At 45.0% G+C, this 20,366-nt stretch carries 17 protein-coding genes; 1 reads left to right on the top strand and 16 read right to left on the bottom strand.

All coding sequences use genetic code 11. The features are described 5' to 3' along the window. Window positions 1-80: 80 nt before the first annotated feature. From VYM24_RS22090 to VYM24_RS22075, 4 genes are all read right to left on the bottom strand, one after another. Entirely contained in the window at window positions 81-638 is a 558-nt protein-coding gene (locus tag VYM24_RS22090) for an NADH peroxidase (RefSeq protein WP_022210016.1), read from the bottom strand. 49 nt (window positions 639-687) lie between these two features. Further along, window positions 688-1,098 (bottom strand): Fur family transcriptional regulator, encoded by a 411-nt coding sequence (locus VYM24_RS22085; protein ID WP_291548921.1) that lies wholly within the window; start codon window positions 1,096-1,098, stop codon window positions 688-690. A gap of 106 nt (window positions 1,099-1,204) precedes the next feature. Then, window positions 1,205-1,852, bottom strand: a complete 648-nt coding sequence (locus tag VYM24_RS22080; RefSeq protein ID WP_330940958.1) for a sensor histidine kinase — start codon at window positions 1,850-1,852, stop codon at window positions 1,205-1,207. Between the two features lie 59 nt (window positions 1,853-1,911). Next, on the bottom strand, window positions 1,912-3,096 hold the full coding sequence (locus tag VYM24_RS22075; RefSeq protein WP_330940957.1) for a hypothetical protein: 1,185 nt from the start codon (window positions 3,094-3,096) through the stop codon (window positions 1,912-1,914). A 138-nt stretch (window positions 3,097-3,234) separates the two neighbouring features. On the opposite strand from VYM24_RS22075, the gene VYM24_RS22070 reads away from it, so the two are divergent. Further along, window positions 3,235-5,163 carry an NAD(+) synthase gene (locus VYM24_RS22070; protein ID WP_330940956.1) on the top strand — a complete coding sequence of 643 codons (1,929 nt, stop codon included), beginning with the start codon at window positions 3,235-3,237 and terminating at the stop codon, window positions 5,161-5,163. Window positions 5,164-5,267: 104 nt separating this feature from the next. On the opposite strand, the gene VYM24_RS22065 is transcribed toward VYM24_RS22070, so the two are convergent. The 12 genes from VYM24_RS22065 to VYM24_RS22010 all read right to left on the bottom strand — a co-directional run bounded on the left by VYM24_RS22065 (window position 5,268) and on the right by VYM24_RS22010 (window position 20,208). After that, a complete protein-coding gene (locus VYM24_RS22065) occupies window positions 5,268-6,104 on the bottom strand; it encodes a transporter substrate-binding domain-containing protein (RefSeq protein WP_425286614.1) in 837 nt (278 codons plus the stop codon). A 12-nt stretch (window positions 6,105-6,116) separates the two neighbouring features. Further along, complete coding sequence (locus tag VYM24_RS22060; RefSeq protein WP_330940955.1) at window positions 6,117-8,345, bottom strand: putative porin; 2,229 nt, start codon at window positions 8,343-8,345, stop codon at window positions 6,117-6,119. Window positions 8,346-8,521: 176 nt separating this feature from the next. Next, window positions 8,522-9,064, bottom strand: coding sequence for a 2-oxoacid:ferredoxin oxidoreductase subunit gamma family protein (locus VYM24_RS22055; RefSeq protein ID WP_291548927.1), 543 nt, complete (start codon window positions 9,062-9,064; stop codon window positions 8,522-8,524). A 24-nt stretch (window positions 9,065-9,088) separates the two neighbouring features. Further along, window positions 9,089-9,850, bottom strand: coding sequence for a thiamine pyrophosphate-dependent enzyme (locus VYM24_RS22050; protein ID WP_044264126.1), 762 nt, complete (start codon window positions 9,848-9,850; stop codon window positions 9,089-9,091). A gap of 182 nt (window positions 9,851-10,032) precedes the next feature. Next, on the bottom strand, window positions 10,033-11,118 hold the full coding sequence (locus VYM24_RS22045) for a 3-methyl-2-oxobutanoate dehydrogenase subunit VorB (protein WP_330940954.1): 1,086 nt from the start codon (window positions 11,116-11,118) through the stop codon (window positions 10,033-10,035). 19 nt (window positions 11,119-11,137) lie between these two features. Then, window positions 11,138-11,365: a ferredoxin family protein gene (locus VYM24_RS22040; RefSeq protein ID WP_007217729.1), complete on the bottom strand. Its 228-nt coding sequence runs from the start codon at window positions 11,363-11,365 to the stop codon at window positions 11,138-11,140. Between the two features lie 21 nt (window positions 11,366-11,386). After that, a complete protein-coding gene (locus VYM24_RS22035; RefSeq protein WP_007214998.1) occupies window positions 11,387-11,662 on the bottom strand; it encodes a tetratricopeptide repeat protein in 276 nt (91 codons plus the stop codon). Window positions 11,663-11,832: 170 nt separating this feature from the next. Beyond that, window positions 11,833-13,236, bottom strand: coding sequence for a glycoside hydrolase family 28 protein (locus VYM24_RS22030; RefSeq protein WP_291548932.1), 1,404 nt, complete (start codon window positions 13,234-13,236; stop codon window positions 11,833-11,835). Window positions 13,237-13,513: 277 nt separating this feature from the next. Beyond that, window positions 13,514-13,948 carry a ribose 5-phosphate isomerase B gene (gene rpiB, locus VYM24_RS22025; RefSeq protein ID WP_007663877.1) on the bottom strand — a complete coding sequence of 145 codons (435 nt, stop codon included), beginning with the start codon at window positions 13,946-13,948 and terminating at the stop codon, window positions 13,514-13,516. A gap of 126 nt (window positions 13,949-14,074) precedes the next feature. Continuing rightward, window positions 14,075-16,084 (bottom strand): transketolase family protein, encoded by a 2,010-nt coding sequence (locus VYM24_RS22020; protein ID WP_330940953.1) that lies wholly within the window; start codon window positions 16,082-16,084, stop codon window positions 14,075-14,077. 175 nt (window positions 16,085-16,259) lie between these two features. Next, window positions 16,260-17,804, bottom strand: coding sequence for an alpha-N-arabinofuranosidase (locus VYM24_RS22015; RefSeq protein ID WP_217714301.1), 1,545 nt, complete (start codon window positions 17,802-17,804; stop codon window positions 16,260-16,262). 34 nt (window positions 17,805-17,838) lie between these two features. Further along, on the bottom strand, window positions 17,839-20,208 hold the full coding sequence (locus VYM24_RS22010) for a beta-L-arabinofuranosidase (RefSeq protein ID WP_330940952.1): 2,370 nt from the start codon (window positions 20,206-20,208) through the stop codon (window positions 17,839-17,841). Window positions 20,209-20,366: the final 158 nt, after the last annotated feature.

The raw sequence follows: 20,366 nt of genomic DNA, 5'->3' as shown, positions 1-20,366 counted from the left end.
CTTGAGAGGGGATGAATAGTATTATAGAAAAAGAGGTTACCAGAATGGCAACCTCTTTCCCCTAAAAATACTAAAAAGGATTATTTCTTGAAGTAACGGTTGTACAGACCTTCAAAACCTTTACCGTGACGAGCTTCATCTTTTGCCATTTCATGAACAGTGTCATGGATAGCATCCAGATTCAGAGCTTTTGCACGAGTGGCAATACGTTTCTTGTCTTCGCAAGCGCCTGATTCAGCGTTCATTCTCTTTTCGAGGTTAGTTTTGGTATCCCATACACAGTCACCCAACAGTTCAGCGAACTTAGAAGCATGTTCGGCTTCTTCCCAAGCATAACGCTTGAAAGCTTCAGCTACTTCGGGATAACCTTCACGGTCAGCCTGACGGCTCATAGCCAAATACATACCTACTTCTGTACATTCACCCATGAAGTGGTTGTTCAGGTCTTTAATCATTTCGTCATCACAACCTTTAGCTACACCGATCACGTGTTCGTCAGCAAAAGACAGAGGACCGCCTTCTGTGGTTTCTACAACTTCTACGAACTTGCTTGCAGGAGCTTTACACAACGGGCATTTCTCAGGAGCGGCATCACCTTCATATACGTAACCGCATACAGTACATCTGAATTTTTTCATTTTCTTTTTGATTTAATTGAATTAGTTATTCGTTCGTTTTATAAAAACGTTAGTCTTCTTTACATTGTTTACAGATTCCTTTGTAATAATAATGGATTTCCTGCACTTCGTGTCCGTCCATATCCGTATCTACCACTTTTTTTATTGCATCGTCACACGGCAAGTCATAGATTCTTCCGCAACGTTTGCATAAAAAATGTGAATGTGGAGTGGTGTCGGCATCATAGCATGTGTTACGCTCATCGATGGTAAGCGTTTGTGCGGCTCCTTGTTCGCTCAAAATCTTCAGCGTGTTGTAGACTGTAGTTTTTGAGAGTGTCGGTATAGTAGGAGATAATGCCGTATAAATCTCATCTACCGTCGGATGTGTGCAGTGCTCCATAAGATATTTCATGATAGCAATACGCTGTACCGAGGGTTTAATGTTATGTCCTTGCAATCGTTCTACTACTACTTCCATATTTGCTTAATTCAAACTTGTAATAATTACATTTTTATTTCGCTTGCAAAGATAAAGACTTATTCGATTTTACCAAAAGATTTCCATTCTTTTTTCCTCCTTTTTATTAAATAGTGTGAATTGGCTGGTAAGGTATTTCTATCCAGAACTCGGAACCTTTACCTATTTCGGAAGAAACTCCGACGGTGGCATGCATCTTTTCGGCAATCATTTGGCAAATGGATAAGCCAAGGCCGGTACCTTGTTTGAAATTGTCCAGCTTTACAAAACGTTGGAAAATGGCTTTCTGCTTTTCGGGAGAAATTCCGCAACTGGTGTCCCGCACATAGAATCGCATGTTTCCGTCTTTGGGTGGATAGTAGCCGACGATGATACTTCCCTCGGTGGTGTACTTGATGGCATTGGAGAGATAATTGCCAAGTACTTGATTCAGACGATTCTTTTCTGTACGGATGTAACATTTCTTCATGCCAAACTCTGCAATACATTCCACATTTGCAGGCATTCTAAAATGGAAAGCATCTTCAAGTTTACGGATACAGCCGTTGATGTCTACTTCGGTATAACAGAAGTCCAGCAAACCGGCTTCTATCCTGGATAGGTCGAGTATATCGTTAATGAGTTGTAGCAACAGGCAGTTGTTGTCTTCAATAATCCGGATATATTCGTGGCTTTCAGGGGTATTAGCCGTTTCGGCAAGGATACTGGAAAAGCCCACGATAGCATTGAGCGGAGTGCGTATCTCATGACTCATATTAGCAAGAAAAGCAGATTTGAGACGGTCGGATTCTTCGGCACGTTCCTTGGCAAGAATCAGCTCCTTTTTATGCTTTTGGGATGAATATAATAGAAGATATATAGGATGAAAAATAAAGCGATAAATAGGGTTGTCATCCAGATATAAGTCTTATACTGCTGATAGAAAGTAGGAGGCTGGAAGAAGTAAATAGCGTCTTTGGGATATAAATTTTCTGATATCTTGCACCATTTCAGGTCGGCAAAGTTCAGATAAGTATGTGCAACTCCGCCATTCTGGTAAGGAATGGAAGAGGCTGTTTCTCCCGATAGGATGCGGCTGATTGTGGACATTACCGTATCCGTGAAATCGCGGATAGAAATATAATGCCCGCCAGCATAGAGATTTTCTTGCAGGTTTAAGTCAGCTAATGTAAATACGGGAACTTCCAGGAAACTGGGAAGTATCTTTTTGAGATGGTCCGACAGATAGTAATTCTTGTTATTTCCATATTGCCGGAGCCATGCGTAATAGATGACGCCGGTGGTTTTCCTGTAACTGGTAAGTGTATCCAGTAATTCTTCTGTACTTATTTGCTCTGAAGATAAAAGTTCCAGTTTCAGATCAGGAAAATCTTTTTGCATCACCGCACTCACGGCTTGGCGGGTAACTGTGCTGATATAGCGATTGTCGGAAATAAAAGCAATCCGGTTGACTTCCGGCTGAAGCTGTCTGATAAGTGTCAGAGTTTCCTTGATGTAGTAGGGTTGTTTCAGTACGGTGATATTATAGTTTTTGTTAAATTCTTCGATAGGGATACTGTTTACTTCTGTCAAAGGAGTTTTTGCTAATAATGTTTGCAGAGTAGAGGGAATCCGTTCGCGTGAATAGCAAAGTATGACAGGGATATTTTTCCAAGGACCGTCGAAAATGGGCGCACTGACCAACCATCCCGGATCTCCTACGATTATGACAACTTTAGGTGGTGTAGGAAATGTTTGCAGAAGATTATCTTGGGCTTGTTTGACTTCTTCTTCATTGGTAAGCACTGGGACTGCCAGAAAGTATTCACGTAATTCGATATTTCCTTCATAAGGGAACCGTTTTTGAAGTTCGTTCCGGAAACCGTGGATCCATGCTTCTTCTACATTGACGGAACTGAGGAATAATATATACTCTTTTTCTTTAGCGGAAACTGACAGGCACCCGATTAGAAGTATCAGGGAAAGTAACCATTTATGGACTGTACTAGGAGCTTTCATGAGTTTTGCATAACGTGTTTTAAAAATGCCGCTAAAAGTACTAATAATTTGGGATATACTGAGTGAAAGAAATGATAATTTTGTGTTTGTGGATAAATAAGCGTATTTTTGCCATCAAATATTATAAATGACATCCTTATGAATTACGGATATGTAAAGATAGCGGCGGCTGTGCCCCGTGTCAAGGTGGCGGACTGTAAGTTCAATGCCCGGGAGATTGAAAAGGAAATAATCATTGCCGAAGGGAAAGGCGTGCAGATTATTGCATTCCCCGAATTGTGTGTGACAGGATATACATGTGGCGATTTGTTTGCCCAGCAATTATTGCTTGAAGAAGCGGAAATGGGATTGATACAGATTGTAAGTAACACAAGGCAGTTGGATATTATAGCCATACTTGGCATGCCGATAGCGATGAACGGAGTATTGCTGAATGCCGCGGTCGTAGTTCAAAAAGGAAAGGTGTTGGGAGTAGTGCCCAAGACTTACCTCCCCAACTATAAGGAATTTTATGAGAAACGCTGGTTTACATCTGCTGTGGATGTGAGCGAAAGGAGCGTACGCCTTTGTGGACAGGTGGTTCCAATGGGAACTGACTTATTGTTCGAAACTGTGGATACAACGTTCGGCATTGAAATCTGTGAGGATTTGTGGGCACCTATTCCGCCCAGTTCTTCACTGGCATTGCAAGGTGCGGAAATTCTGTTTAATCTGTCGGCGGATAATGAAGGGATTGGTAAGCACAACTATTTGTGTTCTTTGATCAGCCAGCAGTCGGCTCGTTGCATTGCCGGTTATGTTTTCTGTTCGTGTGGGTTCGGTGAGTCTACTACGGATGTGGTATTTGCAGGGAACGGACTGATTTTCGAAAATGGCAGCCTAATAGCTCGCAGCAAGCGTTTCTCTTTCGAGGGACAGATGATTATCAGTGAAATAGATGTGGAACATTTGCGCACGGAACGTCGTGTTAATACAACTTTTTCCGCTTGTCGGGCGCATTGCGCGCCGGGAGAGGCGGTACGTGTTTCTACAGAATATGTAAATAGCAAAGAACTGAACCTGACGCGTAGTTTTGACCCTCATCCTTTTGTGCCGCAAGGAGTTGAGTTGAACGAGCGGTGCGAGGAAATATTCTCCATACAAGTTTCCGGTTTAGCTCAGCGTCTGGTACACACTGCTGCCAAGAGTGCGGTAGTCGGCATTTCCGGTGGCTTGGATTCTACATTGGCATTACTGGTGTGTGTCAAAACCTTCGATAAATTGGGATGGTCTCGTAAAGATATTATTGGTGTAACAATGCCGGGGTTTGGAACAACAGACCGCACGCATACGAATGCCGTAGATCTGATGAATTCTTTGGGAATCACTGTTCGTGAAGTCAGTATCAAGGAAGCCTGTATTCAGCATTTCAAAGATATAGACCATGATATCAATGTGCATGATGTAGTTTATGAAAATGCTCAGGCGCGCGAGCGTACGCAGATACTGATGGATATTGCCAACCAGACTTGGGGAATGGTAATTGGTACGGGCGATCTTTCGGAACTGGCATTGGGCTGGGCTACTTATAATGGAGATCATATGTCCATGTATGGTGTGAATGGAAGTGTGCCTAAGACTTTGGTTAAATATCTGGTGAAATGGGTAGCCGAGAATGATATGGACGAAGCTTCACGCATGACGCTGCTGGATATTGTGGATACTCCGATTAGTCCTGAATTGATTCCGGCAGATGAAAACGGTAATATCAAACAGATAACGGAAGATCTGGTAGGTCCTTATGAGCTGCATGATTTCTTCCTGTATTATTTCCTTCGTTGTGGTTTCCGTCCTTCCAAGATATTCTTCCTTGCAGCGCGTACATTTAAGGACGTGTATGATGAAGAGACAATCAAGAAATGGTTGCAGACATTCTTCCGCCGCTTTTTCAATCAACAATTTAAGCGCTCTTGTCTGCCGGACGGACCTAAAGTAGGTAGTATTTCCATCAGTCCGCGCGGGGATTGGCGTATGCCAAGCGATTCATCATCAGAGATGTGGCTTCGGGAAGTAGAGAGCCTTGCTTGATGCTATTAGTTTCAAGGCATGAAACTAGGAATGGAAAAGAATAAAACCGGAAGTTCCCTGTGCGGAACTTCCGGTTTTATTGTATAAGCTTGTTTGAAAGGAACTTATCTTTTATTTGAAGTCCGGTAATATTTACGGTAGATAGATTTAAACTCATCACTGTTCCGAAAAGTCTGAAGCCAGCTGTTGAGGCTGTCCAATAGAACAGGTGATTGTTTGCTGACTCCCCAGGAATAGAACTGGGTAAAGCTGATATCGGTATTGATATCTATCTGTGGAAGACTATCCGCCACGGCACGGGCGATGCTTTCATCGCATACGGCATAATCTATATCCCCATGAGCTACAAGTGATATCAGCTGTTCCGAACCGTATTTATCTATTTCCTTAATATATATAGTGTCACCAATTTCGTTTCCCAGATTACGAATACGGAGGATGGAAGGCGATCCTTTCACTACGTGCAGGGTTTTGCCTGCCAGGTCTAACTGACTTTTAACGAATAGAGAGTCAGTGGGAGATATGGCTTTGCGCTGTACGAGAACCTGTTTATTAAGTACAATCGGAGTAGTAAGGAGCAAAGAGTCTTTCAGTTCACTGGTGGCGAGAATACCATAAGCGATAACATCGAACTCGCCTGTTGCAAGTCCTTCCAGCCGTTTGTCAAAACTCATTTCGGGAGTGATGGCAGCTTTCCAGCCATGGTCACGGGCAAACGCTTCTATCAGTTCATAATGAAAGCCCGATAGCGTATCTCCGTCAACATAGAAACTGATGGAGTTATATTCTGTGGCAACACGGATTATTTTCTCGGCTGCAATTTCTGCATAGTCACGCGGATGCCCTTGCTGCTTCTCCTTTTTAAAAAAGAAGGTAGCAATGAAGGCAGCTATTATACCCATAGCAGCGTATTTCAGAATCTTGGCTTTCGGGATCTTCATGTGGAAAGAGTTTTAATCGTAGAAATTCCACGAAACACCTAGCTTAAGCAGGCTCGGGTTGATGGGGTAGTGCGGTACAAGGAAAGAATTACGCGTACCCATGCCTTGATTTACGTGAGAGTACATAGCGAATAGCCGCGTACGCTTCAGTTGCAGGTTTGCATAAATGTTCACTATAGGATAACCACCTATCTCTACCTGGTCATTTCCCGGTTGCAGGTGGAATTGTTGAACGGCAGGCGTATAGGCCGGCGCATTGTATTTGGTGAAATAGCGCACATCGGCTCCCAATTGCACCGTAAGAACTTTCTTTGCCAACTTGGTCAGAATGTATAAGTTGGAGTATAGTGAAAGTTGTGGCAATGGGAGAATTGTTTCATTGCTTGACTTTTGCCAGGTTACTTCGTTATCCAAATGGAAAATACCTGCACGGAAGTTCTGTTTCAGAGTTGCTGAAAGTATTTGTATATTACCGCTATACTGCTCGGGTACGGCTTTCTGGTTGAAATAGGTATAGTTCTTGATGTTTTCTACACCGGCACTAAGATTAGTACCCCAGCGGTCAATGTTTAATTCGCCTTCTACACGGGTACGGAATTCTTTCTCCATGTTGTCATTGTCCCAGAAGAAGTGGTTGGAGTGATAATGCCGCATATAGAAAGAGGGCAATGTATTCGTCACAAAACCTCGTGCGATAAGGTTTACCGTATCTTTTCCCAATCGGAAATTCAAATCCATATTACCATGTACACGGAATTGCCCCAGCGCTTTGTCCATAATACCTATTTCACCATCTATGGAATAGTGAAGGACTTTACCTTGTCGTTTGGCAAGTTCACCGCCCACAAATATTTCTTGTTCTGTAAAGCGGTCTACCGTCATGGAATCTGCATTCATCAGGTCATAACGGCTGAACTTATGAGAGATATAAGCGGTTAATCCTGCTTTGGCATATTTGTTGAAACCTTCCAACAGGGCTATGCCAAAGATGTTCTTTATGCTGAATGCTGTGGTGGAGTCCCGGCTGATACTTCCGTTTTTGTTGAAGTAAGTGTTTTCATACATACCCTCCGGTTCGTTGTATGATTGGAAACGATGGCGTGAGCGCTCCACTTTAAAAGTATGAATGAAACTTGTGACAGGGACGAATTCTTCAACGTAGTTGGTATCTTCTGCCAAGGCAGTGGCGTTGTTAAGGCTATCCAGACTCAGGCTTTTTCTCATTGCAAGCCTTTCTGCTGAAAGGCTGTCGGTGCCTAAACTGTCAGCACCTAAACTATCAATACCTAAGCTGTCTGTAATGGCAGTGTCGGGAATCATGGCAGTAGATGCTGCCGTGGGAGCGAAGTTCTGTTTAACATTATTGTTTTGGGCCACTTCTTTCAATACTCTCCGCTTGAATCCTAGCCGATAGCGTTGCGTAAGGTAAATATAGAAGTCTTTGTTACGGTTGGAAGTTTGTTCCAACTTCACAGGAATAGTGGTGGATTCGTATTCTTTCTTACCGTCAGCCATCGTATCGGGGCGGGTAATGTAGCCGTCATTAGCTATACCGCCGTTTTCATTCATCTTCATGAAGAAGTTGTTGTAGACGGCTTGCAGTTGGTAACGTTCGCCAATATAACTTCCGAATATGCCGGCATTGAAGTGCGAAGTAGACTGATTGGAGTAGTATCCACGTCCGTACAGGTAATCGAAATTGAAACCAAATGCCAACCGTTTGTTTACATTGACAGAAAAATAAGATTTGAATCGCTCTTCACCGTTTACTTTATTACCCGCTTTATAATAAGTCAGATTTGTATAAGGAACATTACTGTTAGTGAAGAATACCTGATCGGGACGAACAAAGAAACTGGAGAATGGCGTCATAAAAATAGTCGGTTCGGTGCTTTCACGATCAAAGAATATACGTGAAAGACGGGGAGAACCGAGATTACCCAGGAAATTATATTGTCCCGTCATACCGTCTACCAGATTTGTATTCTGGAAATTCAAGGAAAGAGTGTCGGCAGGAACGATGGTCCGGTTACCCAGAGTCTCGCTTAATTGCCACATATAGAGTTTAGGCGGAATACTTTGAACATCAGTGCTGGTATCTAGGCTATCTGGTTGTGTTGACGGGTCAACCTGATTCCCATAGCGGTCACGGTTATCCAATGTATTGAGTGTCCGCTGTGCCTGTGCCGCCAGCAATCCCAATACGAATAGAAATATATATGTCAGTAGAATGCGTCTCATAATTAGGCGCAAAGATACAATAAAAAATTATTCGCTTGCGGAATTCAGTCTTTTTTGCCTATTTTTACAAACGTACTTTTTATTTCTTTGATATAAATATGGTAACTTATAAAATAAGCCCTTGCAAAAAGAAACTATTGCAAGGGCTTATTGATTTATCGTGAGAGTCAATGGAATTATACCTCTTTAATCAATTCCATTCCTTTTTTAATCGCTTCCTCATTCATCGGTATCAAGTGATGATGACGTTCGGGCAATGTCTTCTTCAAGCCTTTGAGTACGCTATCCAGCGTAACCATCGGTTTCAGTTTCAGTAATCCACCCAGCACAATCATGTTGAATGCTTTGGCATTATTCATTTCATTGGCTGCATCCATTGCGTCAATACGATATACTTTGATATCCTTACGTGTCGGCGGGTTGATGATACCATATCCGTCGTAAATCAGGATACCGCCTGTCTTTACCTTACTTTCGAATTTTTCCAGTGAAGGCTGGTTCAGAATGATGGCGGCATCGTACTTGCTTAGGATAGGAGAGGAGATTTTCTCATCGCTTACGATCACCGTAACGTTGGCTGTACCGCCACGTTGTTCCGGTCCGTAAGCGGGCATCCAGCTCACTTCCTTATCTTCCATCAGTCCCGAGTATGCCAAAATCTTTCCCATAGACAATACTCCTTGTCCACCGAAGCCTGCTATAATGATTTCTTCTTTCATTGTTCTTAGTCTTTTAGCATGTGATTATTTGTCTTTCAAGTCACCCAGCGGATAGAACGGGAACATGTGCTCTTCCATCCATTTGTTAGATTGCGCAGGTGTCTGTTTCCAACCGGAGTTACAAGTAGAAACGATTTCTACCAGGTTGGAGCCTTTGCCTGCCATGGAGTTCTCGAATGCTTTCCGGATGGCTTTCTTTGCTTTGCGGATAGCACCGACTGTTTGTACACTCTGGCGGGTAACGTATGCGGTTCCTTCCAGTTGTGCGGCGATATCTGCCATCTTCAGCGGATAACCGTGCAAATGAACATCACGTCCGTAAGGACTGGTAGAAGTCTTCATGCCGACCAGGGTAGTAGGAGCCATCTGTCCACCCGTCATACCATAAATGGCGTTGTTGATGAAGATGATAGTAATGTTCTCACCGCGGTTCAGTGCATGGATTGTTTCTGCCGTACCGATACATGCCAAGTCACCGTCTCCCTGATAAGTGAATACCAGCCTGTCCGGCCACAGGCGCTTGATTGCAGTGGCAAGAGCGGGTGCACGTCCGTGTGCAGCTTCCTGCCAGTCAATATCCAGATAGTTATAGATAAACACGGCACATCCCACGGGGGAAATACCTACTGCTTTGTCTTCCATGCCCATTTCTTCGATTACTTCAGCTATCAGCTTGTGTACCACACCGTGGCTACATCCCGGACAGTAGTGCATGGGATTATCGTTCATCAGAGTAGGTTTCTTATAAACCAGATTCTCAGGCTTGATAATATCTTCTTTTGTCATAATCACTTCTCCTTATCTGTTGGTGAACCGTATAAAAAACTCCATCAGCTTAACGAATATTGCCGCGCCACAAACGTAGATGAACAGTTTGAAGTCATCCTTTGCAACAAAATATACGATGATAGCTGCCAAGGCAAGTATCATAAAGAGTATATTCAATACGCTTCTTATCTTATCAGGGTTCATTTCTCGATTAATTTTTCTTTCAGTGCACTTACAATCTCTTCCGGATCGGGTACGATACCGCCGAGACGTCCGAAGTGTTCTACTTTTATTTTACCATTCACAGCGAGGCGTACATCTTCAACCATCTGTCCCGCATTCAATTCGGTAACCAGCATGCCTTTCACTTTTTCGGCATAGGCTGTAATGGCTTTTGTGGGGAAGGGCCAAAGGGTAATGGGGCGCAGTATGCCGACTTTGATACCTTCTTCGCGTGCAAGTTCCATTGCTTTTTGTCCGATACGGGCCATTGAACCGAAGGCGATAATCAGGTAAGCGGCATCTTCACAATTGATTTCTTCGAAACGTACTTCGTTTTCTTCAATCAGTTTGTATTTAGCCTGGAAGCGGATGTTGTTCTTTTCCATCTCTTCCGGTTTCAATTCTAAAGAAGTAATGATATTGGGCTTGCGTCCGTTTACTCTGCCGGTAGTAGCCCACGGGCATTGCTCGATAACTTCTGCATCTGTGCGGCGGGGCTTTTGCGGAGGCAATACAACCTTTTCCATCATCTGGCCGATAACACCATCGGCAAGGATAATAGCCGGGTTACGATATTTGAAGGCAAGATCAAAGGCCAGTCCGACGAAATCAGCCATTTCCTGTACGGAAGCGGGAGCCAAAGTAATCAGACGGTAGTCACCGTGACCTCCACCCTTAACAGTCTGGAAGTAGTCTGCCTGGCTGGGTTGGATGGTTCCCAATCCGGGACCGCCACGCATTACGTTTATAATCAAACAGGGTAATTCGGCACCTGCCAGGTAGGAGATACCTTCCTGTTTCAGGCTGACACCGGGGCTGGACGATGAGGTTAATACCATCTTTCCACTTCCGGCACCGCCGTACACCATATTAATAGCTGCCACTTCACTTTCTGCCTGCAGCACTACCATGCCGGTAGTTTCCCAGGGTTTCAGTTCGGCAAGAGTTTCCAATACTTCCGATTGCGGAGTAATAGGATAACCGAAGTATCCATCAGCACCGCAACGGATAGCGGCGTGGGCGATGGCTTCGTTTCCTTTCATTAATACAACTTCTTCTGCCATATTCTACTGATTTACAGATTTATTCAACTTTTACTTTAAAAACAGAGATACATCCGTCCGGGCAAACCTGGGCGCACGACGCACAGCCGTTGCAGGTATCTTCCAATATTTGGTGGGCATAGTTATACCCTTTTACGTTCACCTCTTTGGTGAGGGCTATTACATGCAGAGGACAGGCTACCACGCATAGATTGCAGCCTTTGCACCGTTCGGTGTCCACTACGATTGCTCCTTTAATCTTTGCCATAATTTACGTTACTTTTATATGTTATTGATTATACATATCCTTATTGAAGAAATTCAGGATATCCATTGCCATACGATAGGCTTCACGGGCAGGGCTGTCGGGATTGAGGTCGATAGCATACTGGTAGTTGTTCAAAGCCAGTTGCCAGTTACCTTGTTTACGGTAGGCATTTCCCAGGAGATAGAAAGCTTCGTCCCGGTCGGTAGAGTCGGTGATCAGATATTCATCGAGCTGCCGGATAGCTTCTGCTACATCTCCTTGATTGATAAGCTCTTTGATAGTTTTCAGTTGCTCCATATCGTATTGAGTTCCGGATTATTGGAATACAAAGATAGTTTTTATTTAGAGACAACGAACAAGTATTCTGTGAAAAATAAGAAAAATGGGGAAATAAAAAGCCCGAAGTTGAATGAAATTCTGTCAGAATGTCACGACTTCGGGCGTATATGATATAAAATGTGGTTCCGCTACTTTACAAGTTTTCCATTTATATAGAGATTTTTGAACGTAACGTCTTTAGCTCCTTTTATGTCATTTCCATCTTTGGCAACATTATTAAAGTGGGAGTCTTCAACGCTGATATTGTACACATGATCATCGTCGTCGAGACCGATAATAAGGACACCAAGTTTGCTCTTTTCGCAGGTTACATTCTTTAGGTGAACGTTGCGGACAGTAGGAGTAAAACCGCGGTTGCAGTTCTCGCGGTTTTCGTATTGCAGGTTGATGCGCAGCACGGCTTCGCGACATTGCCCTACAGTGACATTACGCACGAACACATTTTCAATCAGTCCGCCGCGGCAGGTGCTGGTCTTGATGCGGATAACACGGTCGAGGTCCGGGCTATCCATCTTACAGTTTTCTACATACAGGTTACGGTATCCGCCGGAGATTTCGCTACCGATGACTACGCCTCCATGTCCTTTCTTCATGTAGCAACCGCGTACAATGATGTTCTCGCTGGGAACACCCCATTTGCGTCCGTCCTGGTTACGTCCGGACTTGATAGCAATACAGTCATCTCCGGTATCGAAGGTACAGTTCTCTATCAATACATTTTTGCAGGATTCAGGGTCGCAGCCATCGCCATTGGGACCGCGATTATAAACGTATACGCCGCGTACGGTAAGGCTTTCGCAGAATAGCGGATGAATAACCCAGAAAGGAGAATTCAATAAAGTTACATCTTCTATCAGCACTGTATTACATGAGTACAGGTTGATAAGTTGCGGACGTAATCCGTCTTCAGGTGTCATTACACGTTTATAAATAGGAGTGGAGGTTTCACCGTACATCAGCAGGCGTTCACGTCCTCCGTTGCGCTGTGCCACCATACCTTCTTTCCAGCCATAACGGGGAGCGCCACACATAGGCCACCAGGTTTCGTTGGAGCCTTGTCCGTCGATAGTCCCTTTACCGGTGATGGCGATATTTGTTTCACCGTATGCATAAATCAACGGGCGGGCATTATAGCAGTCTATTCCTTCCCAACGGGTGATAACTCCGGGAAAGTAGAGACTCGGATCGGTTGAAAATTTCAATACGGCTCCTTCTTCTACATGAAAGTTGACGTTGCTTTTCAGTGTGATGGGACCTGTGTAGAATGTACCTTTGGGAACTACAACCGTACCACCACCATTCAGGCAACATGTAACGATAGCTTGGTTGATTGCCTCATGACAGGGAGCATCCGGAGTGTCGGGGGTGGCGCCAAAGTCCGTAATGAGATACGTCTGTTTTGGGAAAGATGTTTTCTTGATTTGCTTTTCAATCTTTGCACTCTCTTTGAAAGCCTTATCGAAATCTATCGAGTTGGCGGTTGCCAATGTGGCCGAGAGAAGCAGGGAAATAATTCCGAGTACTTTTTTCATGCGTTTCCAGTTTTACTTTTAATGGTTATTAGATATGTGGGCAAAAGTACGGAAAGCGACTCTATTATAGGGAAGAGTTTTTGGCATAAAAGGTGTAAAAATTGATGTGTTTATACTTCTTTGCTCTGAAGAAGGTGTATAAACTAAACTAAAAAACACTTGCGGGTGTGTAAGCCTTCACTACTGCAAGTGTTGCCTTATACATCCGCAAGCGTTGCCTTACACTACTGCAAGTACCAGTTCCCGCACCTGCAAGTGTAATTTCAAGTTGAGATGATTATCTCACCGGTATCTTTTCAATACGTTTCTGATGACGTCCACCCTCAAACTGTGTGCTGAAGAATTCTCTCATAATCATATCAGCTTCTTCGGTGCTGATGAAGCGTCCCGGCATGACGAGTACGTTGGCATCATTATGCTGACGTGCCAGATGGGCAATTTCCGCTGTCCAGCAAAGTGCGGCACGAATGCCCTGATGTTTGTTCAGTGTCATGCTGATACCTTCACCACTTCCGCAGATAGCAATACCTGGGTAACACTCTCCGGCTTCAACGGCCAATGCCAAGGGATGAGCAAAATCTGCATAGTCGCAGCTCTCCGTTGTATAGGTTCCGAAGTCTTTGTATTCCCATCCTTTAGTTTCCAACCACCCCTTGACGTATTGTTTTAATTCAAATCCGGCGTGGTCGGAACAAATTCCAATTGTTTTCATTTTCTGTTGTAGTATGATTGATTTACAGGCTCTATAAGGATACCAGATGAAAAATATTTCGCCCCTACAAGCCTGTTACAACCTGTAGGGGCGAATAATTATTCGCCCGGTATGCACCAGGGCTTTTTATAACATTGCTTTTACTTGCTTATAAACATTCTCAGCAGTAAAACCTAACTTCTGATCCAGTACTTTGTAAGGAGCTGAGAAACCGAAAGATTCCAATCCCCAAATTTTGCCGTGAGCACCTACCAAACCTTGCAGGTTTACAGGCAGACCGGCTGTCAGACCGAAGACTTTGGCATCAGCTGGGATAACACCTTCCTGATATCCCGGAGCCTGGCTACGGAACAAACCTTCGGAAGGAGCAGATACGATACGTACTTTCACGCCGTCTTTGCGCAACAATTCGGTTCCTGCCACCAGCGTAGATACTTCTGAACCCGAGGCTACCAATATTACATCCGGGTTCTCATCAGAACCAGCTACGATGTAAGCACCCTTAGCAGCCTGAGAGTAGTCATTTCCAGCGGGCAGCATAGCGATATCCTGACGAGAGAAGATCAAACCGGTCGGAGTAGTAGTATTCTCCATAGCCAGTTTCCATGCAATTGTTGTTTCTTCTGCATCTGCCGGACGGAGAACCAACATAGAGTTGTGTCCTTTGTGGTTTTTCAGTTTTTCCATCAGACGGATCTGAGCTTCCTGTTCTACCGGTTCATGAGTAGGACCATCTTCGCCTACACGGAATGCATCGTGTGTCCAAATGAACTTCACGGGAACTTCCATCAGTGCAGCCATACGTACGGCAGGTTTCATATAGTCAGAGAATACGAAGAATGTTCCGCAAGCTGGGATTACACCGCCATGCAGCGCCATACCGATACAGCAGCAAGCCATAGTCAGTTCGGCAACACCAGCCTGGAAGAATGCACCGCTGAAATCACCTTTCTTGAAAGCATGCGTCTTTTTCAGGAAGCCGTCTGTCTTATCAGAGTTTGAAAGGTCGGCGGAAGCAACGATCATGTTTTCTACCTGAGTAGCAAGAGCGCCCAGTACGGTAGCTGATGCAGCACGTGTGGCAGCACCTGCTTTTTGCTCGATAGCTGCCCAGTTTACTTCAGGAGCTTTACCAGAGAAGAACAGGTCGAGTTTGGCAGCCTTTTCAGGATTAGCCTTTGCCCATTCTGATTTAGCTGCATATTTCTTAGCCATAATTTCCTTCAGTTCGGCGGCACGTTTTGCGTACAGTTCCTTCACTTCGGGGAAGATTATGAATGGATTCGTCGGATCACCACCCAGGTTCTTGATAGTATTTACATAAGCGTCACCACCCAGAGGAGCACCGTGAGTCGCACAGTTGGCTTCGTAGCTGCTGCCATCTGCCTTGCGTGCACCCTTACCCATTACGGTATGACCGATAATCAGGGTTGGACGTTCGTTTTCTGCTTTCGCTTCGTTCAAAGCGCCACGGATAGCATCGGGATCATTACCGTTGATCTTGATCACCTTCCAGCCCCAAGCTTCGTATTTCTTGGCAGTATCTTCGATGGTTACGTCTTTGGTTTCAGTAGAAAGCTGGATGTCATTGGCATCATAGAACATGATGAGGTTATCCAGCCCCAGTGCACCTGCGATACGGCCTGCACCCTGAGAAATTTCTTCCTGTACACCACCGTCCGAAATATAAGCGTAGATGGTTTGTTGCATCACTTCTTCGAAACGGGCTTTCATGAATTTAGCTGCGATAGCTGCACCCACTGCGAAAGTATGACCTTGGCCGAGCGGGCCGGAAGTGTTTTCAATACCACGCATGATGTCGCGTTCAGGGTGTCCCGGGGTAGGACTGTCCCATTGGCGAAACTCCTTCAATTCATCCAGTGTAAATTTGCCTGTCAATGCCAACTGAGAGTAGAGCATCGGTGACATGTGACCCGGGTCCAGGAAAAAGCGGTCACGACCTTCCCATGCAGGATTTTCGGGATCATACACCAGAAACTCAGAGAAGAGTACGTTCACAAAATCGGCACCGCCCATGGCACCGCCCGGGTGACCGGAATTAGCTTTCTCAACCATAGAAGCAGCGAGGATACGGATATTATCCGCTGCACGGTTCATAAGTTTGTTGTCGTTCATATTGATATTTATTTGATTTGAATACTATAATAAAGCTGGTTGAAGTGTCACATGTTAATTTTAACAGCGACAAAGATAACTCTTTATGCGTAATTCGCAACATAGAAAGAACCTCTTTTTTTGCGGCACTTCTACCTGCTTCTTGTTTAAAATACAATAAGCCTTTTCGACTGATTTACTGTAACTCTATAGTAACAATAGACTTGGCTGGTAGTTTTATCTTCAATACGCCTTTATTGATTTTTACCTCTTTGAACGGAGCTAATTTTATATTATTGGGGTTCTCAAAAGAGTTGTAATCCGTCAGGTTGGCAGAAGTTAGGATTTCACCAACGGCTTTCTTAGCCTTCACATCCGGCAGGTTGATAGTAACTTCCTGTGCATTGTCGGCATCGATATTAGACATTGAGATGTGAATTTTGCCGTCCTTGTCTTTAGAAGCTGTAGCACTTACCATAGGTACTTTACGATTGTCGCGCACATCCATGATCTCGCAGTTCAGATCGAGTGGGAGGTAAGTGGCATCTTGGTGTACATTGTACATCTTGAATACATAATAAGTGGGAGTCAGCACCATGTCTTTGCCTTTTGTCAGGATCATGGATTGCAATACATTTACTATCTGGGCAATATTAGCCATTTTCAGACGGTCGGTGTATTTGTGGAAGATATCGAAGCTAAGAGATGCGACGAAAGCGTCACGCAATGTATTTTGCTGGTAAAGGTGTCCGGGAATGGTGCCGGGTTCTTCGTCCCACCAGGTACCCCATTCGTCGAGCATAAGGGCTACGTTCTTTTTAGGATCATATTCGTCCATGATGGCGCAGTGCTTTTTGATAACGTCTTCTATCTCACGACACTTGCCCATTGTCCAGTAATAATCGTCTTTGTCGAACTTAGTGGCTGCTCCTTTACTTCCGCTCCAGCCGGTTACGGTGTAATAATGGAGAGAGAGTCCGTTCATACGTCCGCCTACACGGTCCATCAGGACTTTAGTCCAGTTATAATCGTAATCGCTGGCACCACTGGCTATCTTAAACAGATGGTTGCCGTCGTAGTTGCGGCAGTAGGTGGAGTAACGGCGATACAAATCAGCATAATATTCAGGACGCATGCTTCCGCCGCAGCCCCAACTTTCGTTACCTACACCGAGGTATTTCACTTTCCATGCTTTGTCACGACCGTTCTGGCGGCGGAGTCTTGCCATCGGAGAATCTCCTTCGGAAGTCATGTATTCTACCCATTTTGCCAGTTCTTCTACAGTACCACTACCTACGTTTCCGCTGATATAAGGTTCAGTACCCAGCATTTCGCAGAGGTTGAGGAACTCATGTGTACCGAAACTGTTGTCTTCAATTGTACCTCCCCAGTTATTGTTTACCATTTTGGGGCGATTCTCTTTCGGACCGATACCGTCCATCCAGTGATATTCATCGGCAAAACAGCCACCCGGCCAACGAAGTACGGGAACCTGAAGTTCTTTCAGTGCATTGAATACATCGGTACGATAACCTTTGATATTGGGGATATCCGAATTTTCTCCTACCCAAAGTCCACCATAGATGCAAGTACCGAGATGTTCGGCAAACTGGCCGTAGATTTCTTTGGGAATAACTTGTGTGCCTTGGTCGGCATGAAGCGTGATCGTTGCACTCTTTTGTGCGGACAGCGATACGGATGCAGCTAAAAGAACGCTGCTGAATAATAATTTGTTTCTCATAATGGTTATTAGTTATATGATGTTTGTAATGTTATTATTTGAGTAAGCGAACCTCATAAATGGCAGGTGTCCACTCTGTTCCGTCGGGGCTGAAGCGTATCGGATAGCTGCCTGCACTTAACTTTTGGGGTAAAGAATAACAGATCGTTATAAAACCCTCTTTATCAGGTTTGCTGATCGTAGGACTAACGGTCAGTTTTTCATTGTTAAGAAGGATGGCTACCTTGGTATAATCCTCTTTCCGTACAGTGATCATAAGCTGGGTGGCTTCTTCTTTTACTTTGAGGTTATAGCTGAACCAACCTTTGGCACGCCGGAAGTGACGGTCTTTATTGATTCCTGTTTCTGCCTGTTCATATAGAATGCCATGATCCGATTCAGGCTGTTGTTCACCAGGGAAAATGAGATCTACAGTCTGGTTGGCAAGTTCCATTGCTTTACGCTCGCTCAATGCCACTTCTTTGCGGATACTTTCTACTTCAGCTTCGGTTACCTGATGGAAATAAACAGCATAACGGGAATCGTGAAGGCGGAAGAAGGGAATCAATTTCAACGCTTCTTTCTGTGCCGGATAGACACTACCGGTATAGGTAAATGCAACCAGGTCGTCGTTTATCCTGCGGAGTGATTGAGGCAGAGACGTGGCGGAACCTATCAGCATCGGTATTTCTTGCAAGGAAATCTGTTTGCCATGGGCAATGTGTCCGCCACGGCTGTCATCTGCATAAAGCCCGTCCATATTCTCTGTCCCTGTGGGGCTGGCAAGTACGATAGGGCCATACATGAATGCATAGAAATTTTCCCGATCCGGTATTTGCTCCAAGGCAACCTGCATGGGCATATTCAGGGTGATTTCATCTCCGGCTTTCCATTTGCGGTGGATGGTCAGGTACTCTCCCGGTTGGGCGTTCGTTTCCTGTACTTTACCATTGACGGATACGCTGGCTCCTTTAGCCCAGGAGGGATAACGGAGTTTGAGGCTGAATGCTTTCTTCTTGCTCTTTTCCACGCGGAAGCGGATTTGCTCTTCGTCGGGGAAGCGGGTTTCCTGTACCAGGGTTACCTTTTTCTCTTGCCAGGTCAGACGGGAGGGGATGAAGAGGTTTACATACAGCGTATCTTTTGCATGGGCGTAAATAAACTCTCCGTATTTGGTGTGATTCTCCAAACCGGAACCGACGCAACACCACATGGATGTTTCCGGCTGCGAATAAACGCGGTAGTGTCCCGGACGCATAGGGGTGAAGTAAACAAATCCGCCCTTTGTAGGCTGTTGCGAGGCAAGAATATGGTTATATAAGGCACGTTCGTAATAATCGGCAAAACGAATGTCGGGAGAAGTCTGGTAAAGCATCTTCGTCAGGCGAAGCATGTTGTAGGTATTGCAGGTCTCCGGACCTTGCACATCATTGAGCATGGATGTGAAGTTGTCTGCCGGATGAAAGTGTTCACGTACACTGTTGCCGCCGATGCAGACGGAACGATGGTTTACCACGGTGTTCCAGAAGAAGCGGGCGGCGTGATCCCATTCGGAAGCATGATTCCAGTCTTTATCATTTTGTGCGAGGTCGGCGATACGCTTGTAGCCGATAACCTTTGGTATCTGTGTATTGGCATGCATGCCTGTCAGGCGATCTTCATCCTTCACAAGAGGGTCCAGAATCACTTTATGGGAGAAGCGGCGTGCCAGTTCCAGGTATTTCTTGTCACCTGTGATTTCGGCAACATCAGCGAAAGTTTCGTTCAGTCCTCCGTGTTCGCTGCGGAGCATGTCTTGCATTTGCTGGTCGGTGAGTCCGGCGGTGATGTCTATCATCCAGTCGGTGAGGGCCACTAACATCTGGCGGGCAAGGTCGCTTCCGGCGTAGAGGTAAGCGTCGCGCAGTCCGGCATAAGTCTTGTGTATATTGTATAGGGGTACCCATTTGCCATTGAGGTCGAAACCTCCGGCACGAATATTCCCGGCTTTAATTTCTTTCCAAAGTTGCAGGCTTCCGGGAGTGCCTCCGATGAATCCGGTGCCTACGGCTTGCTGTGCACGATGTAGTTCGTTCAGCATATAGTTCAGCCTATTGTATATGGCTGTGTCTCCGGTAGCGGCATACATCATGGAGAGTGCAGAAATGTAATGTCCGCCGATGTGTCCGTCCAGTCCGGTGTTTTCCCAGTTGGTATAACTTGGCGCTTTGGGCGTCAGTCCGGCTTCGCGCAGGAAAGGGGCGGTTAGGCGGTCGGGCTCCATGGCCATGATGTAGTGCAGGTCGGTCTGCTGGGCTTGCAGGAAGGGGCTTTCCAACAGCTTGACGTCTTGCAAAGGGAAATAGGAAACTTCTTGTTGGGTTTGAGCTTTCCCGGTCAGGAGAAAACAAAAAAGGAACAGGTAAGTAATAAGGATCGATTTCATATTATATTATATTTGAGGTATAGGGATTATTTGCTTACTGACGAAGGTGTTTCGTCAGAGCTGACGACGATGCTTCGTTAGGACGGGCAACGATGCCTTGCCTGAGCGGGCAACGGTGTTTTGCCTGATTCAATGCATTGTCCGAGCTTGTAGAACGA

Origin of the sequence: Bacteroides sp. MSB163, assembly GCF_036416795.1 — a bacterium.
Lineage (GTDB): Bacteria > Bacteroidota > Bacteroidia > Bacteroidales > Bacteroidaceae > Bacteroides > Bacteroides maternus.
Note: the sequence above shows the minus strand (reverse complement) of the source record. Positions and strands in the feature narration are given on the sequence as shown.

Excerpts from the sequence above, each read along its gene's own strand:
- VYM24_RS22075 (WP_330940957.1), bottom strand. The coding sequence starts at position 3,096 with ATGAAAGCTCCTAGTACAGTCCATAAATGGTTACTTTCCCTGATACTT.
- VYM24_RS22090 (WP_022210016.1), bottom strand. The coding sequence starts at position 638 with ATGAAAAAATTCAGATGTACTGTATGCGGTTACGTATATGAAGGTGAT.
- VYM24_RS22060 (WP_330940955.1), bottom strand. The coding sequence starts at position 8,345 with ATGAGACGCATTCTACTGACATATATATTTCTATTCGTATTGGGATTG.
- VYM24_RS22070 (WP_330940956.1), top strand. The coding sequence starts at position 3,235 with ATGAATTACGGATATGTAAAGATAGCGGCGGCTGTGCCCCGTGTCAAG.
- rpiB (WP_007663877.1), bottom strand. The coding sequence starts at position 13,948 with ATGAAAACAATTGGAATTTGTTCCGACCACGCCGGATTTGAATTAAAA.
- VYM24_RS22040 (WP_007217729.1), bottom strand. The coding sequence starts at position 11,365 with ATGGCAAAGATTAAAGGAGCAATCGTAGTGGACACCGAACGGTGCAAA.
- VYM24_RS22045 (WP_330940954.1), bottom strand. The coding sequence starts at position 11,118 with ATGGCAGAAGAAGTTGTATTAATGAAAGGAAACGAAGCCATCGCCCAC.
- VYM24_RS22020 (WP_330940953.1), bottom strand. The coding sequence starts at position 16,084 with ATGAACGACAACAAACTTATGAACCGTGCAGCGGATAATATCCGTATC.
- VYM24_RS22010 (WP_330940952.1), bottom strand. The coding sequence starts at position 20,208 with ATGAAATCGATCCTTATTACTTACCTGTTCCTTTTTTGTTTTCTCCTG.
- VYM24_RS22030 (WP_291548932.1), bottom strand. The coding sequence starts at position 13,236 with ATGAAAAAAGTACTCGGAATTATTTCCCTGCTTCTCTCGGCCACATTG.
- VYM24_RS22085 (WP_291548921.1), bottom strand. The coding sequence starts at position 1,098 with ATGGAAGTAGTAGTAGAACGATTGCAAGGACATAACATTAAACCCTCG.
- VYM24_RS22035 (WP_007214998.1), bottom strand. The coding sequence starts at position 11,662 with ATGGAGCAACTGAAAACTATCAAAGAGCTTATCAATCAAGGAGATGTA.
- VYM24_RS22065 (WP_425286614.1), bottom strand. The coding sequence starts at position 6,104 with ATGAAGATCCCGAAAGCCAAGATTCTGAAATACGCTGCTATGGGTATA.
- VYM24_RS22055 (WP_291548927.1), bottom strand. The coding sequence starts at position 9,064 with ATGAAAGAAGAAATCATTATAGCAGGCTTCGGTGGACAAGGAGTATTG.
- VYM24_RS22080 (WP_330940958.1), bottom strand. The coding sequence starts at position 1,852 with ATGAGTCATGAGATACGCACTCCGCTCAATGCTATCGTGGGCTTTTCC.
- VYM24_RS22015 (WP_217714301.1), bottom strand. The coding sequence starts at position 17,804 with ATGAGAAACAAATTATTATTCAGCAGCGTTCTTTTAGCTGCATCCGTA.
- VYM24_RS22050 (WP_044264126.1), bottom strand. The coding sequence starts at position 9,850 with ATGACAAAAGAAGATATTATCAAGCCTGAGAATCTGGTTTATAAGAAA.